The sequence below is a fragment of the Photorhabdus sp. RW14-46 genome, from assembly GCF_963887965.1.
In the GTDB taxonomy this organism is placed as follows: domain Bacteria; phylum Pseudomonadota; class Gammaproteobacteria; order Enterobacterales; family Enterobacteriaceae; genus Photorhabdus; species Photorhabdus laumondii.
Window position 1 is genome coordinate 1 of record NZ_CAWPHH010000048.1, and the last position, 12,523, is coordinate 12,523.

The window sequence follows — 12,523 nt, forward strand, 5'->3', positions numbered from 1 at the left end:
ACTTCCGTACAACTGACGTGACCGGTACCATTGAACTGCCAGAAGGCGTGGAAATGGTGATGCCAGGTGATAACATTCAGATGAAAGTTACCCTGATTGCCCCAATCGCAATGGACCAGGGTCTGCGCTTCGCTATCCGTGAAGGTGGCCGTACAGTAGGTGCTGGTGTTGTTGCTAAAGTTATCGCTTAATAGCTAATGATTAAGTACCTAACTCTAGAATAGGTTTGCCTTCTGGCTTGTTTTAGAACAGATGCCTGGTGTGCTACATCAGGTGTCTGTTAGTGAGTATTTTAATTGATATCATCCTTCCTTAAATTCTCTGCATGAACCACACCGTTGGGTTATCTCTTCGTGTTTTAACTTTTTGATTTTGGCCGCTTGTTCCTGAAGGCGTTATTTGGTTGTTTTATTAGGATATTCTTAGAGTTATATACATCATTCATCTATAGAATACGTTGGTGATAACTCGCGATTTTTCCAAATAAGTATTTGTTTTCAGACTTAGATAAGTCATATTTTCTTTTACATACAGGTAGTAATATCTAACCCATGCTTGTTCTGTCTCTGTTGGTATGCTCTAACAGAAAGAGAGGATACTCCCGAAAAGATTACGGCATAGCATGCTCGTTTTCGTGCAACTAAGTATGTGAATTCTATATCCCGTAATATCTTAAGTAGGTTGTTCTGTCTAGCTATCAGTTCTGGAACAAATTGTTGATGTAGGAGATAGTCTTAGGATGGAATAAGTTTAAGAAAGTCCCTGATAGAGATAAAAGCCTTCCTAGCCAAAGTGTTATAGAAATGAGAGAACTCCCTCTATTTGACAAGGCTAAAAGAATATTTGGAGGAACCTGAATCAGAAAATTAAAATGCGAATGATTATTGAAATGAGACTCATTATTATTTAATATGCGCTATAATGTGTACCAGAGAGTGTTATTTATGTATGTCTGCCTATGTAATGCGGTGAGTGACAAAACAATACGTAATGCGGTGCGTCAACATCATATTCACTCTATTAAAGAACTAAAATGTATTGTGCCTGTAGGCCGTGATTGTGGCAAATGCATACGCCAAGCTAGAGAGCTAATTAATGAGGAGATTGCACAGTTACCCAAGATAGATAACGTTGCTTGATAAAAAAGAAGTAAGTTTACTACTACTCTGCTGAATAGGTACTACACTTTAAGTACTGGAAGCGGAGGAATAGTCTATGAAAGGTGATAAAAAAATGATTGCTCATTTGAACAAACTTCTTGGAAATGAGCTTGTTGCAATTAATCAGTATTTTCTGCACGCCCGAATGTTCAAAAACTGGGGTCTTACTCGCCTTAATGATCAGGAATATCATGAATCTATCGATGAAATGAAGCACGCCGATAGGTACATTGAACGTATCCTTTTTCTTGAAGGGATTCCTAATTTGCAGGATCTAGGAAAACTTAACATCGGAGAAGATATCGAAGAAATGCTCAAATCTGACTTGCAGCTCGAATTGCAAGGAGCTAAAGATTTGAAAGAAGCGATTGCTTATGCTGATTCGATTCATGACTATGTTAGCCGTGATTTAATGATTGATATTCTAGATGAAGAAGAAAAGCATATTGATTGGTTGGAAACTCAATTTGAATTAATTGAACGTATGGGGATTCAAAATTACACTCAATCACAGATTCTTGAAGGAGAATAGTTATAGTTACGGAAAAATGCCCTATCTGTTAAGTTAGGGCATCTTGTTTTATGCCCCTCTAATTTTACTCTGGACAGATCTTCATCTGTGTCTTGCTTTGTTAATTGATTTGCGTATAATATGCGGTCTTACTTACGTGTAAGTCTGGTTTGTTAGCCAGTAAGTGAGCAGTATTTGTTTGCTGCCCATTTAAAATATCCCCGATATGGGGGTTATATATTGAACGATTGCACTCTCCCATCAATCGAAATGGGATTGAGGAGTAATCATTTATGTTTATAAAATAGTTGGAGCTCTGGTCTCATGCAGAACCAAAGAATCCGTATTCGCCTGAAAGCATTTGATCATCGTTTGATCGATCAATCAACTGCGGAAATTGTCGAGACCGCTAAGCGTACTGGTGCGCAGGTTCGTGGTCCGATCCCGCTGCCGACTCGTAAAGAGCGTTTTACCGTTCTAATTTCTCCGCATGTTAATAAAGATGCGCGTGATCAGTACGAAATTCGCACTCATAAGCGTCTGGTTGACATCGTTGAGCCAACCGAGAAAACCGTTGATGCTCTGATGCGTCTGGATCTGGCTGCCGGTGTAGACGTGCAGATCAGCCTGGGTTAATCAGGTCATTGAACGATTGAGAGGTTGAAACAATGATTGGTTTAGTCGGTAAAAAAGTGGGTATGACTCGTATCTTCACTGAAGATGGCGTTTCGATCCCTGTAACTGTTATCGAAATTGAAGATAACCGTGTTACTCAGGTTAAAGAGCTAGATAACGATGGTTATCGTGCAATTCAGGTTACTACTGGTAGCAAAAAAGCTAGCCGTGTAAATAAACCTGAAGCGGGTCATTTCGCTAAAGCTGGCGTTGAAGCTGGCCGTATCCTGCGTGAATTCCGCCTGTCTGAAGGCGAAGAATATGCTGTAGGTCAAAGCATTAGCGTTGAGATTTTCGCTGACGTTAAGAAAGTCGACGTTACTGGTACATCTAAAGGTAAAGGTTTTGCTGGTACTGTTAAGCGCTGGAACTTCCGTACCCAAGATGCTAGCCACGGTAACTCTTTGTCTCATCGTGTTCCGGGTTCTATCGGTCAGAACCAAACTCCGGGCAAGGTATTTAAAGGCAAGAAAATGGCAGGCCAACTGGGTAATGAACGCGTAACTGTTCAAAGCCTGGATGTAGTACGTGTTGACGCTGAGCGCAACCTGCTGCTGGTCAAAGGTGCTGTTCCAGGCTCAACTGGTGGCAACCTGATCGTAAAACCGGCTGTCAAGGCGTAACGTCGAGGAGATAGGAATGGAATTGGTAATGAAAGACGCGCAAGGCGCGCTGACTGTTTCCGAAACTACCTTCGGGCGTGATTTCAATGAAGCGCTTGTGCATCAAGTAGTTGTTGCTTACGCAGCTGGTGCACGTCAAGGTACTCGTGCTCAGAAAACCCGTGCTGAAGTTTCTGGTTCAGGTAAAAAACCATGGCGTCAGAAAGGCACTGGCCGTGCACGTTCTGGTTCTATTAAGAGCCCAATTTGGCGCTCTGGTGGCGTAACTTTTGCAGCTAAGCCACAGGACCACAGTCAAAAAGTTAATAAGAAAATGTACCGTGGTGCTTTAAAAAGCATCCTGTCTGAATTGGTACGTCAAGATCGTTTGATCGTTGTCGAGAAGTTTTCTGTAGAAGCGCCTAAAACCAAGCTTCTGGTTCAGAAACTGAAAGAGATGGCTCTGGAAGATGTGCTGATTATCACTAATGAAGTTGATGAGAATTTGTTCTTAGCAGCTCGCAACCTGTACAAGGTTGATGTTCGTGATGTAGCTGGTATTGATCCAGTTAGCTTGATCGCCTTCGATAAAGTGGTTATGACTGCTGATGCTGTGAAGCAAGTTGAGGAGATGCTGGCATGATCCGTGAAGAACGTCTGCTGAAAGTACTGCGCGCACCGCACGTATCTGAAAAAGCTTCTACAGCGATGGAGAAAAGCAACACCATCGTTCTCAAAGTTGCGAAAGACGCGACTAAAGCAGAAATCAAAGCTGCTGTGCAGAAACTGTTTGAAGTCGAAGTTGAAGGTGTTAACACTTTGCTGGTAAAAGGCAAAACTAAACGCCACGGTCAGCGTATTGGTCGTCGTAGCGACTGGAAAAAAGCTTACGTCACACTGAAGGAAGGCCAGAATATGGACTTCATCGGTGGTGCAGAGTAAGTCGGAGGAGTAAAGAACAATGGCAATTGTTAAATGTAAACCTACGTCTCCGGGCCGTCGCCACGTTGTTAAAGTGGTTAACCCTGAGCTGCATAAGGGTAAACCTTATGCTCCATTGCTGGAAAAAAGCAGCAAAACCGGTGGTCGTAACAACAATGGCCGTATTACCACTCGTCACATTGGTGGTGGCCACAAGCAGCACTATCGTTTGATTGACTTTAAACGTAATAAAGATGGTATCCCTGCTGTAGTTGAGCGTTTGGAATATGATCCAAATCGTTCAGCAAATATCGCCTTGGTTTTGTATAAAGATGGTGAACGTCGTTATATCCTTGCACCTAAAGGGCTGAAAGCTGGTGATCAGATCCAATCTGGTGTTGACGCATCTATCAAAACTGGTAACGCATTGCCAATGCGCAATATCCCTGTTGGTTCTACCGTACATAACGTAGAAATGAAACCGGGGAAGGGTGGTCAGTTGGCTCGTTCCGCTGGTGCATACGTTCAGATCGTTGCCCGTGATGGTTCTTATGTAACTTTGCGTCTGCGTTCTGGTGAAATGCGTAAAGTTCTGTCTGACTGCCGCGCCACTTTAGGTGAGGTTGGTAATGCAGAACACATGCTACGTGTTCTGGGTAAAGCTGGTGCAAGTCGCTGGCGTGGCATTCGTCCTACCGTTCGTGGTACGGCGATGAACCCGGTAGATCACCCACATGGTGGTGGTGAAGGTCGTAACTTTGGTAAACATCCTGTAACTCCTTGGGGTGTTCAAACTAAAGGTAAGAAGACCCGTAGTAATAAACGTACTGATCAGTTCATCGTACGTCGCCGTACTAAAAAATAATTAGAGGATAAACCATGCCACGTTCTCTCAAGAAAGGTCCATTTATTGACCTGCACTTGCTGAAGAAGGTAGAGAAAGCGGTGGAAAGCGGAGACAAAAAGCCTATTAAGACTTGGTCCCGTCGTTCAACGATCTTTCCTAACATGATCGGTTTGACCATCGCTGTCCATAATGGTCGTCAGCATGTACCAGTTTTTGTTTCCGACGAAATGGTTGGTCATAAACTAGGTGAATTCGCGCCGACCCGTACTTATCGCGGCCATGCGGCCGATAAAAAGGCTAAAAAGCGCTAAGGTAGGAGGAAGAGATGGAAACTATCGCTAAACATCGCCACGCTCGTTCTTCTGCTCAGAAGGTTCGCCTTGTAGCTGACCTGATTCGCGGTAAGAAAGTGTCGCAAGCTCTGGAAACTCTGACCTATACCAATAAGAAAGCTGCTGGTTTAGTGAAGAAAGTACTTGAGTCTGCTATTGCTAATGCAGAACACAACGATGGTGCTGACATTGATGATCTGAAGGTCACGAAGATTTTCGTAGACGAAGGCCCGACCATGAAGCGTATTATGCCTCGTGCAAAAGGTCGTGCAGATCGCATCCTGAAGCGCAGCAGCCACATTACTGTGGTTGTGTCCGATCGCTGAGACTCTGGAGACTAGCAATGGGTCAGAAAGTACATCCTAATGGTATTCGCCTGGGTATTGTCAAACCTTGGAACTCTACTTGGTATGCGAATACTAAAGAATTCGCTGACAACCTAGACAGCGATTTTAAAGTTCGCCAGTACTTGAAGAAAGAACTGGCAAAAGCGTCTATTTCACGCATTGTTATTGAACGTCCTGCTAAAAGTATTCGTGTAACTATTCACACTGCTCGCCCAGGTATCGTAATCGGTAAGAAAGGTGAAGACGTAGAAAAACTGCGTAAAACTGTAGCGGAAATCGCTGGTGTTCCTGCGCAAATTAATATCTCTGAAGTACGTAAGCCTGAACTGGACGCGAAACTGGTTGCTGACAGTATTACTTCACAGTTGGAACGTCGTATTATGTTCCGTCGTGCTATGAAGCGTGCAGTCCAGAATGCGATGCGTCAAGGCGCTAAAGGCATTAAAGTGGAAGTTAGTGGCCGTTTAGGCGGTGCTGAAATCGCGCGTCCTGAATGGTATCGTGAAGGTCGTGTACCGTTGCACACACTGCGTGCAGATATCGACTACAACACTTCAGAAGCGCACACCACTTATGGTGTACTCGGCGTTAAGGTATGGATCTTCAAAGGTGAGATCTTGGGTGGTATGGCTGCTGTTGAACAGGCGGAAAAACCGGCTGCACAACCTAAAAAGCAGCAGCGCAAAGGCCGCAAGTAAGGAGAGTCGCTGATGTTACAACCAAAGCGTACGAAATTCCGTAAAATGCACAAAGGCCGTAACCGTGGCCTGGCAGCAGGTGCGGATGTTAGCTTCGGCACTTTCGGTCTGAAAGCTGTGGGCCGTGGCCGTCTGACGGCACGTCAGATTGAAGCGGCACGTCGTGCTATGACCCGTGCAATTAAACGTCAAGGTAAAATCTGGATACGTGTATTCCCAGACAAACCTATAACTGAAAAGCCACTCGAAGTGCGTATGGGTAAAGGTAAAGGTAACGTAGAATATTGGGTTGCCTTGATCCAGCCTGGTAAAGTCCTTTATGAAATGGACGGTGTGCCTGAAGAGCTGGCTCGTGAAGCATTCAAGCTGGCAGCAGCGAAACTGCCTATCAAGACCACCTTTGTAACTAAGACGGTGATGTAATGAAAGCACAAGAGCTGCGCGAAAAAAGCGTTGAAGAGCTGAAAACTGAGCTGCTGAATTTGCTGCGTGAACAATTTAACCTGCGCATGCAGGCTGCAAGTGGCCAGCTACAACAGTCTCATCTGTTGAAACAAGTGCGTCATAATATCGCACGCGTTAAGACTTTATTGACTGAGAAGGCGGGTGCGTAATGACCGATAAAATTCGTACTTTGCAAGGTCGTGTTGTAAGTGACAAAATGGAGAAATCTATTGTTGTTGCTATTGAGCGTAAGGTGAAACACCCTCTGTATGGTAAATTCATCAAACGTACGACTAAACTGCATGTACATGACGAGAACAATGAATGTGGCATTGGTGATGTGGTGGAAATCCGCGAAACCCGTCCACTGTCCAAAACTAAATCTTGGACTTTAGTTCGCGTTGTAGAGAAAGCGATTCTGTAAGCTGGCTCGAATAGAGTAAACGGCTCAGGCTATGGGCCGTTTATTTTTTCTATCTATATCTGAGATGTGGTGTTATAATGCCGCGCCCTCATGATATGGGGTATCTGAACGGCCTCTTCATATTAAATTATAGTAGTGAAGTGGGCTCAGTAGTAGTTGACATTTAGCGGAGCACTAAAATGATCCAAGAACAGACTATGCTGAACGTGGCCGACAACTCCGGTGCACGTCGCGTAATGTGTATCAAGGTTCTGGGTGGCTCGCACCGTCGCTATGCACACGTCGGCGACATCATAAAAGTCACCATCAAGGAAGCAATTCCTCGTGGTAAAGTGAAAAAAGGTGATGTCCTGAAAGCGGTAGTGGTGCGCACCAGGAAGGGTGTTCGTCGCCCTGACGGTTCTGTCATTCGCTTCGATGGCAATGCTTGCGTGTTGTTAAACAACACAAGTGAGCAAGTTATCGGTACGCGTATTTTTGGGCCGGTAACTCGTGAACTTCGTAATGAAAAGTTCATGAAAATTATCTCCCTGGCACCAGAAGTACTCTAAGGAGCGGACAATGGCAGCGAAAATCCGTCGTGATGACGAAGTTATCGTGTTGACTGGAAAAGATAAAGGTAAGCGCGGTAAAGTAAAACAGGTTCTTTCTACTGGGAAAGTCATTGTTGAAGGTATCAACTTGGTTAAAAAGCATCAGAAGCCTGTTCCGGCTCTGAACCAGCCAGGTGGCATCGTTGAAAAAGAAGCTGCAATTCAGGTTTCAAACGTTGCGATCTTCAATGCGGCAACCGGTAAGGCTGACCGTGTAGGTTTTAGATTTGAAGACGGAAAAAAAATTCGTTTCTTTAAATCTAACAGCGAAACTATCAAGTAATTTGGAGTAATACGATGGCGAAACTGCATGATTACTACAAAGACGAGGTAGTCCAAAAACTGATGACTCAGTTTGGCTACAATTCTGTCATGCAAGTCCCTCGGGTCGAGAAGATCACCCTGAACATGGGTGTTGGTGAAGCAATTGCTGATAAGAAACTGCTGGATAATGCAGCAGCGGATCTGGCAGCAATCTCTGGTCAAAAACCATTGATCACCAAAGCGCGCAAATCAGTTGCAGGCTTCAAAATCCGTCAGGGCTATCCAATCGGCTGTAAAGTGACCCTGCGTGGTGAACGTATGTGGGAGTTTCTTGAGCGCCTGATTTCTATTGCTGTACCTCGTATTCGTGACTTCCGTGGTTTGTCTGCTAAGTCATTTGATGGTCGTGGCAATTACAGCATGGGTGTACGTGAGCAAATCATCTTCCCTGAAATCGATTACGATAAAGTGGATCGTGTTCGTGGTCTGGATATTACTATCACCACAACTGCGAAATCTGATGATGAAGGCCGCGCACTGTTGGCTGCTTTTAACTTCCCGTTCCGCAAGTAAGGCAGGGTATTCATGGCTAAGCAATCAATGAAAGCACGTGATGTAAAACGTGCGAAATTAGCTGAAAAATTCTTCACTAAACGTGTAGAATTGAAAGCTGTCATTTCTGATGTGAATGCATCTGATGAAGAGCGTTGGAATGCTGTTCTTAAGCTGCAAACACTGCCACGTGATTCCAGCCCCTCTCGTCAGCGTAACCGCTGCCGCCAAACTGGTCGTCCGCATGCGTTTTTGCGGAAGTTTGGGTTGAGCCGTATTAAAGTCCGTGAAGCCGCCATGCGCGGTGAAATTCCGGGCCTTAAAAAGGCTAGCTGGTAATTGTCACCAATTGAATCACGGGAGTAAAGACAGATGAGCATGCAAGATCCCATCGCGGATATGCTGACCCGTATCCGTAACGGTCAGGCCGCGAATAAAGTTGCGGTCACCATGCCTTCCTCCAAGCTGAAAGTGGCAATTGCCAAGGTGCTGAAGGAAGAAGGTTATATTGAAGATTATAAAATTGAAGGCGACACCAAGCCAGAGCTGGAATTAGTACTGAAATACTTCCAGGGCAAGGCTGTTGTAGAAAGTATTCAGCGTGTAAGTCGACCAAGTCTGCGCATCTATAAGAAAAAAGATGAGCTGCCACAAGTTATGGCTGGTTTGGGTATCGCTGTTGTTTCTACCTCTAAAGGTGTAATGACTGATCGTGCAGCTCGCCAAGCTGGTCTTGGTGGCGAGATTCTCTGCTACGTAGCTTAATTCGGGAGGAAAGAATGTCTCGTGTTGCAAAAGCACCCGTCGTTATTCCTACCGACGTAGAGGTAAAACTCGACGGTCAGGTTATTTCGATTAAGGGTAAAAACGGCGAGTTGAGTCGTACAATCCACAGCGCAGTTGAAGTTAAGCATGCAGATAATCAACTGACCTTCGCTCCACGCGATGGTTATGTTGATGGTTGGGCACAGGCGGGTACAACTCGTTCTTTGATGAATGCTATGGTTATCGGTGTTACCGAAGGCTTCACTAAGAAACTTCAACTGGTAGGTGTTGGTTATCGTGCAGCAGTCAAAGGCAATGTTATCAACATGTCTCTGGGCTTCTCACATCCAGTTGACCACGAACTACCAGCAGGCATTACTGCAGAATGTCCGTCACAAACTGAAATCGTACTAAAGGGTGCTGATAAACAGGTAATCGGTCAGGTTGCGGCAGAACTGCGTGCCTATCGTCGTCCTGAGCCTTATAAAGGTAAGGGTGTTCGTTACGCCGACGAAGTCGTGCGTATCAAAGAGGCTAAGAAGAAGTAAGGTAACACTATGGATAAGAAAGCAGCTCGTATCCGTCGTGCGACCCGCGCACGCCGCAAGCTCCAGGAACTGGGTGCAACTCGCCTGGTGGTACATCGTACCCCTCGCCATATTTATGCGCAGGTTATCGCACCAAACGGTTCTGAAACTTTGGTGGCAGCTTCTACTACAGAAAAAGCTATCAATGAACAACTGAAATACACTGGAAATAAAGAAGCAGCAGCAGCAGTTGGCAAGGCAATTGCTGAACGTGCATTGGAAAAAGGTATTAAAGATGTATCCTTTGACCGCTCTGGTTTCCAATATCATGGTCGAGTCCAGGCACTGGCAGATGCTGCCCGTGAAGCTGGCCTTCAGTTCTAAGGTAGAGGTGTAAGATGGCTCACATCGAAAAACAAGCTGGCGAACTGCAGGAAAAGCTGATTGCGGTAAATCGCGTATCTAAAACCGTAAAAGGTGGCCGGATTTTCAGCTTTACCGCACTAACTGTTGTAGGTGATGGTAATGGTCGCGTTGGTTTTGGCTACGGCAAAGCACGCGAAGTTCCGGCAGCAATCCAGAAAGCGATGGAAAAAGCCCGTCGCAATATGAAAACCGTCGCACTGAACAGCGGCACTTTGTATCACCCAGTAAAAGGTGCACACACTGGTTCCCGTGTGTTCATGCAGCCTGCTCACGAAGGTACTGGTATCATCGCAGGCGGTGCTATGCGTGCTGTTTTGGAGGTGGCTGGTGTTCGTAACGTACTGGCTAAAACCTATGGTTCCACTAACCCTATTAATGTGGTTCGTGCAACTCTGGATGCTTTAGACAGCATGAAGTCTCCAGAAATGGTCGCAGCTAAGCGTGGTAAATCCGTCGAAGAAATTCTGGGGTAATGGCCATGGCTAAGACTATTAAAGTAACACAGATTCGCAGTTCAATCGGCCGTCTGCCTAAACATAAGGCAACTTTGGTTGGTTTAGGTCTGCGCCGTATCGGTCATACAGTAGAGCGTGAAGATACTCCTGCTATACGTGGTATGATCAACTTGGTTTCCTATATGGTTAAAGTTGAGGAGTAACAGATGCGCTTAAATACTCTGTCTCCGGCTGATGGTTCCAAGCATGCGCCTAAACGTGTAGGTCGTGGTATTGGTTCTGGCCTGGGTAAAACCGGTGGCCGTGGTCACAAGGGTCAGAAATCTCGTTCTGGCGGTGGCGTCCGTCGCGGTTTTGAAGGTGGTCAGATGCCTTTGTACCGTCGTTTGCCAAAATTTGGCTTTACTTCACGTAAGGCGATGGTTACAGCAGAAGTTCGTTTGTCTGATTTTGCTGCCGTTGAAGGCGATATTATCGATCTGAATGCATTGAAAGCAGCTAACATTGTTGGCACTCAAATTGAATTTGCGAAAGTTATTCTTTCTGGCGAAATCAATCGTGCAGTAACTGTGCGTGGCCTTCGTGTTACTAAGGGCGCTCATGCTGCAATTGAAGCTGCTGGCGGTAAAATTGAGGAATAAGTAACAGATGGCTAAACAACCAGGATTAGATTTCCAAAGTGCTAAAGGTGGACTGGGCGAGCTGAAACGTAGGCTGTTGTTTGTTATTGGCGCGTTAATTGTTTTCCGTATTGGTTCTTTTATTCCTATCCCTGGTATTGATGCCACTGTGCTTGCCAAATTGCTCGAACAGCAAAGGGGCACCATCATTGAAATGTTTAACATGTTCTCTGGTGGTGCTTTAAGTCGTGCTTCTATCTTTGCACTGGGGATAATGCCGTATATTTCTGCGTCTATTATTATTCAGTTGTTGACGGTGGTTCATCCAACGTTGGCAGAGATTAAGAAGGAAGGGGAAGCTGGTCGTCGTAAGATTAGCCAGTATACTCGCTATGGTACTTTAGTGCTGGCTATATTCCAGTCAATCGGTATTGCTACTGGTTTGCCGAATATGCCAGGAATGCAAGGGCTGGTGATCAATCCAGGGTTTGCTTTCTACTTCACGGCTGTTGTGAGCCTAGTTACTGGGACTATGTTCCTAATGTGGTTGGGTGAGCAGATTACTGAGCGTGGTATTGGAAACGGTATCTCTATCATAATCTTTGCTGGTATCGTTGCGGGTTTGCCGCCGGCCATTGGCCATACCATTGAGCAAGCTCGGCAAGGCGATCTGCACTTCCTCCTGTTGCTGTTGGTTGCAGTGTTAGTGTTTGCAGTGACTTTCTTCGTTGTTTTCATGGAGCGTGGCCAACGACGTATCGTTGTTAACTATGCAAAACGTCAGCAAGGTCGCCGAGTTTATGCTGCACAGAGTACACATTTACCGTTGAAAGTGAATATGGCTGGGGTTATCCCTGCTATTTTTGCTTCCAGCATTATTCTGTTCCCTGGTACCATAGCTTCCTGGTTTGGGGGAGGAACTGGTTGGAACTGGCTGACTACTATTTCAATGTACTTGCAGCCTGGGCAACCGCTTTATGTGTTACTCTACGCGTCTGCAATCATCTTCTTCTGTTTTTTCTATACCGCGTTGGTTTTCAACCCGAGAGAAACAGCAGATAACCTGAAGAAGTCCGGTGCATTTGTACCAGGAATTCGTCCGGGAGAGCAAACAGCCAAGTACATTGATAAGGTAATGACACGCCTAACTTTAGTTGGTGCGATGTATATTACTTTTATCTGCTTAATCCCGGAGTTCATGCGTGACGCGATGAAGGTGCCATTTTATTTTGGCGGTACTTCGCTACTTATTGTAGTTGTAGTCATCATGGACTTTATGGCTCAAGTGCAAACTCTGATGATGTCAAGTCAGTATGAGTCCGCATTGAAGAAGGCAAATCTTAAAGGTTATAACCGTTAA

The 12,523-nt window shown here is 45.3% G+C and carries 24 protein-coding genes and 1 pseudogene; all 25 read left to right on the plus strand.

The window, feature by feature from the left end:
• Positions 1 to 191 (plus strand): annotated as a pseudogene (gene tuf, locus AACQ38_RS22075) (elongation factor Tu); the annotation flags it as partial.
• A 753-nt stretch (positions 192 to 944) separates the two neighbouring features.
• On the plus strand, positions 945 to 1,139 hold the full coding sequence (gene bfd / locus AACQ38_RS22080; RefSeq protein ID WP_011148797.1) for a bacterioferritin-associated ferredoxin: 195 nt from the start codon (positions 945 to 947) through the stop codon (positions 1,137 to 1,139).
• A gap of 76 nt (positions 1,140 to 1,215) precedes the next feature.
• Positions 1,216 to 1,692 (plus strand): bacterioferritin, encoded by a 477-nt coding sequence (bfr, locus tag AACQ38_RS22085; protein WP_058589630.1) that lies wholly within the window; start codon positions 1,216 to 1,218, stop codon positions 1,690 to 1,692.
• 303 nt (positions 1,693 to 1,995) lie between these two features.
• A complete protein-coding gene (gene rpsJ / locus AACQ38_RS22090) occupies positions 1,996 to 2,307 on the plus strand; it encodes a 30S ribosomal protein S10 (protein ID WP_001181005.1) in 312 nt (103 codons plus the stop codon).
• Between the two features lie 32 nt (positions 2,308 to 2,339).
• Complete coding sequence (gene rplC / locus AACQ38_RS22095; RefSeq protein ID WP_011148795.1) at positions 2,340 to 2,969, plus strand: 50S ribosomal protein L3; 630 nt, start codon at positions 2,340 to 2,342, stop codon at positions 2,967 to 2,969.
• A gap of 16 nt (positions 2,970 to 2,985) precedes the next feature.
• Positions 2,986 to 3,591, plus strand: a complete 606-nt coding sequence (rplD, locus tag AACQ38_RS22100) for a 50S ribosomal protein L4 (protein WP_011148794.1) — start codon at positions 2,986 to 2,988, stop codon at positions 3,589 to 3,591.
• Positions 3,588 to 3,890 (plus strand): 50S ribosomal protein L23, encoded by a 303-nt coding sequence (gene rplW / locus AACQ38_RS22105; RefSeq protein WP_021322796.1) that lies wholly within the window; start codon positions 3,588 to 3,590, stop codon positions 3,888 to 3,890. The genes rplD and rplW overlap by 4 nt, the downstream gene beginning before the upstream one ends.
• Positions 3,891 to 3,909: 19 nt before the next feature.
• Positions 3,910 to 4,734 carry a 50S ribosomal protein L2 gene (gene rplB, locus AACQ38_RS22110; protein WP_011148792.1) on the plus strand — a complete coding sequence of 275 codons (825 nt, stop codon included), beginning with the start codon at positions 3,910 to 3,912 and terminating at the stop codon, positions 4,732 to 4,734.
• A 14-nt stretch (positions 4,735 to 4,748) separates the two neighbouring features.
• Positions 4,749 to 5,027: a 30S ribosomal protein S19 gene (rpsS, locus tag AACQ38_RS22115; RefSeq protein WP_011148791.1), complete on the plus strand. Its 279-nt coding sequence runs from the start codon at positions 4,749 to 4,751 to the stop codon at positions 5,025 to 5,027.
• A gap of 14 nt (positions 5,028 to 5,041) precedes the next feature.
• Positions 5,042 to 5,374, plus strand: coding sequence for a 50S ribosomal protein L22 (gene rplV, locus AACQ38_RS22120; protein WP_011148790.1), 333 nt, complete (start codon positions 5,042 to 5,044; stop codon positions 5,372 to 5,374).
• A 17-nt stretch (positions 5,375 to 5,391) separates the two neighbouring features.
• A complete protein-coding gene (gene rpsC, locus AACQ38_RS22125; protein WP_011148789.1) occupies positions 5,392 to 6,093 on the plus strand; it encodes a 30S ribosomal protein S3 in 702 nt (233 codons plus the stop codon).
• Between the two features lie 12 nt (positions 6,094 to 6,105).
• On the plus strand, positions 6,106 to 6,516 hold the full coding sequence (gene rplP / locus AACQ38_RS22130) for a 50S ribosomal protein L16 (protein ID WP_011148788.1): 411 nt from the start codon (positions 6,106 to 6,108) through the stop codon (positions 6,514 to 6,516).
• Positions 6,516 to 6,707: a 50S ribosomal protein L29 gene (gene rpmC / locus AACQ38_RS22135; RefSeq protein WP_011148787.1), complete on the plus strand. Its 192-nt coding sequence runs from the start codon at positions 6,516 to 6,518 to the stop codon at positions 6,705 to 6,707. The genes rplP and rpmC overlap by 1 nt, the downstream gene beginning before the upstream one ends.
• Entirely contained in the window at positions 6,707 to 6,961 is a 255-nt protein-coding gene (gene rpsQ, locus AACQ38_RS22140; RefSeq protein ID WP_011148786.1) for a 30S ribosomal protein S17, read from the plus strand. The genes rpmC and rpsQ overlap by 1 nt, the downstream gene beginning before the upstream one ends.
• 179 nt (positions 6,962 to 7,140) lie before the next feature.
• Positions 7,141 to 7,512, plus strand: a complete 372-nt coding sequence (gene rplN / locus AACQ38_RS22145; RefSeq protein ID WP_011148785.1) for a 50S ribosomal protein L14 — start codon at positions 7,141 to 7,143, stop codon at positions 7,510 to 7,512.
• A gap of 10 nt (positions 7,513 to 7,522) precedes the next feature.
• Entirely contained in the window at positions 7,523 to 7,837 is a 315-nt protein-coding gene (gene rplX, locus AACQ38_RS22150) for a 50S ribosomal protein L24 (RefSeq protein ID WP_011148784.1), read from the plus strand.
• A 14-nt stretch (positions 7,838 to 7,851) separates the two neighbouring features.
• A complete protein-coding gene (gene rplE, locus AACQ38_RS22155) occupies positions 7,852 to 8,391 on the plus strand; it encodes a 50S ribosomal protein L5 (RefSeq protein ID WP_011148783.1) in 540 nt (179 codons plus the stop codon).
• A 12-nt stretch (positions 8,392 to 8,403) separates the two neighbouring features.
• Positions 8,404 to 8,709, plus strand: a complete 306-nt coding sequence (gene rpsN, locus AACQ38_RS22160; protein ID WP_011148782.1) for a 30S ribosomal protein S14 — start codon at positions 8,404 to 8,406, stop codon at positions 8,707 to 8,709.
• A gap of 33 nt (positions 8,710 to 8,742) precedes the next feature.
• Entirely contained in the window at positions 8,743 to 9,135 is a 393-nt protein-coding gene (gene rpsH / locus AACQ38_RS22165; protein WP_011148781.1) for a 30S ribosomal protein S8, read from the plus strand.
• Positions 9,136 to 9,149: 14 nt separating this feature from the next.
• On the plus strand, positions 9,150 to 9,683 hold the full coding sequence (gene rplF, locus AACQ38_RS22170; RefSeq protein WP_011148780.1) for a 50S ribosomal protein L6: 534 nt from the start codon (positions 9,150 to 9,152) through the stop codon (positions 9,681 to 9,683).
• Positions 9,684 to 9,692: 9 nt separating this feature from the next.
• Positions 9,693 to 10,046 (plus strand): 50S ribosomal protein L18, encoded by a 354-nt coding sequence (gene rplR, locus AACQ38_RS22175; RefSeq protein WP_011148779.1) that lies wholly within the window; start codon positions 9,693 to 9,695, stop codon positions 10,044 to 10,046.
• Between the two features lie 14 nt (positions 10,047 to 10,060).
• A complete protein-coding gene (gene rpsE / locus AACQ38_RS22180) occupies positions 10,061 to 10,561 on the plus strand; it encodes a 30S ribosomal protein S5 (RefSeq protein ID WP_011148778.1) in 501 nt (166 codons plus the stop codon).
• A 5-nt stretch (positions 10,562 to 10,566) separates the two neighbouring features.
• Positions 10,567 to 10,746, plus strand: coding sequence for a 50S ribosomal protein L30 (rpmD, locus tag AACQ38_RS22185; RefSeq protein WP_011148777.1), 180 nt, complete (start codon positions 10,567 to 10,569; stop codon positions 10,744 to 10,746).
• Positions 10,747 to 10,749: 3 nt separating this feature from the next.
• On the plus strand, positions 10,750 to 11,184 hold the full coding sequence (rplO, locus tag AACQ38_RS22190; RefSeq protein WP_011148776.1) for a 50S ribosomal protein L15: 435 nt from the start codon (positions 10,750 to 10,752) through the stop codon (positions 11,182 to 11,184).
• 7 nt (positions 11,185 to 11,191) lie between these two features.
• Positions 11,192 to 12,523, plus strand: a complete 1,332-nt coding sequence (secY, locus tag AACQ38_RS22195) for a preprotein translocase subunit SecY (protein WP_011148775.1) — start codon at positions 11,192 to 11,194, stop codon at positions 12,521 to 12,523.

Coding starts and splice junctions, on each gene's coding strand:
- bfd (WP_011148797.1), top strand. CDS start 945: ATGTATGTCTGCCTATGTAATGCGGTGAGTGACAAAACAATACGTAAT.
- bfr (WP_058589630.1), top strand. CDS start 1,216: ATGAAAGGTGATAAAAAAATGATTGCTCATTTGAACAAACTTCTTGGA.
- rpsJ (WP_001181005.1), top strand. CDS start 1,996: ATGCAGAACCAAAGAATCCGTATTCGCCTGAAAGCATTTGATCATCGT.
- rplC (WP_011148795.1), top strand. CDS start 2,340: ATGATTGGTTTAGTCGGTAAAAAAGTGGGTATGACTCGTATCTTCACT.
- rplD (WP_011148794.1), top strand. CDS start 2,986: ATGGAATTGGTAATGAAAGACGCGCAAGGCGCGCTGACTGTTTCCGAA.
- rplW (WP_021322796.1), top strand. CDS start 3,588: ATGATCCGTGAAGAACGTCTGCTGAAAGTACTGCGCGCACCGCACGTA.
- rplB (WP_011148792.1), top strand. CDS start 3,910: ATGGCAATTGTTAAATGTAAACCTACGTCTCCGGGCCGTCGCCACGTT.
- rpsS (WP_011148791.1), top strand. CDS start 4,749: ATGCCACGTTCTCTCAAGAAAGGTCCATTTATTGACCTGCACTTGCTG.
- rplV (WP_011148790.1), top strand. CDS start 5,042: ATGGAAACTATCGCTAAACATCGCCACGCTCGTTCTTCTGCTCAGAAG.
- rpsC (WP_011148789.1), top strand. CDS start 5,392: ATGGGTCAGAAAGTACATCCTAATGGTATTCGCCTGGGTATTGTCAAA.
- rplP (WP_011148788.1), top strand. CDS start 6,106: ATGTTACAACCAAAGCGTACGAAATTCCGTAAAATGCACAAAGGCCGT.
- rpmC (WP_011148787.1), top strand. CDS start 6,516: ATGAAAGCACAAGAGCTGCGCGAAAAAAGCGTTGAAGAGCTGAAAACT.
- rpsQ (WP_011148786.1), top strand. CDS start 6,707: ATGACCGATAAAATTCGTACTTTGCAAGGTCGTGTTGTAAGTGACAAA.
- rplN (WP_011148785.1), top strand. CDS start 7,141: ATGATCCAAGAACAGACTATGCTGAACGTGGCCGACAACTCCGGTGCA.
- rplX (WP_011148784.1), top strand. CDS start 7,523: ATGGCAGCGAAAATCCGTCGTGATGACGAAGTTATCGTGTTGACTGGA.
- rplE (WP_011148783.1), top strand. CDS start 7,852: ATGGCGAAACTGCATGATTACTACAAAGACGAGGTAGTCCAAAAACTG.
- rpsN (WP_011148782.1), top strand. CDS start 8,404: ATGGCTAAGCAATCAATGAAAGCACGTGATGTAAAACGTGCGAAATTA.
- rpsH (WP_011148781.1), top strand. CDS start 8,743: ATGAGCATGCAAGATCCCATCGCGGATATGCTGACCCGTATCCGTAAC.
- rplF (WP_011148780.1), top strand. CDS start 9,150: ATGTCTCGTGTTGCAAAAGCACCCGTCGTTATTCCTACCGACGTAGAG.
- rplR (WP_011148779.1), top strand. CDS start 9,693: ATGGATAAGAAAGCAGCTCGTATCCGTCGTGCGACCCGCGCACGCCGC.
- rpsE (WP_011148778.1), top strand. CDS start 10,061: ATGGCTCACATCGAAAAACAAGCTGGCGAACTGCAGGAAAAGCTGATT.
- rpmD (WP_011148777.1), top strand. CDS start 10,567: ATGGCTAAGACTATTAAAGTAACACAGATTCGCAGTTCAATCGGCCGT.
- rplO (WP_011148776.1), top strand. CDS start 10,750: ATGCGCTTAAATACTCTGTCTCCGGCTGATGGTTCCAAGCATGCGCCT.
- secY (WP_011148775.1), top strand. CDS start 11,192: ATGGCTAAACAACCAGGATTAGATTTCCAAAGTGCTAAAGGTGGACTG.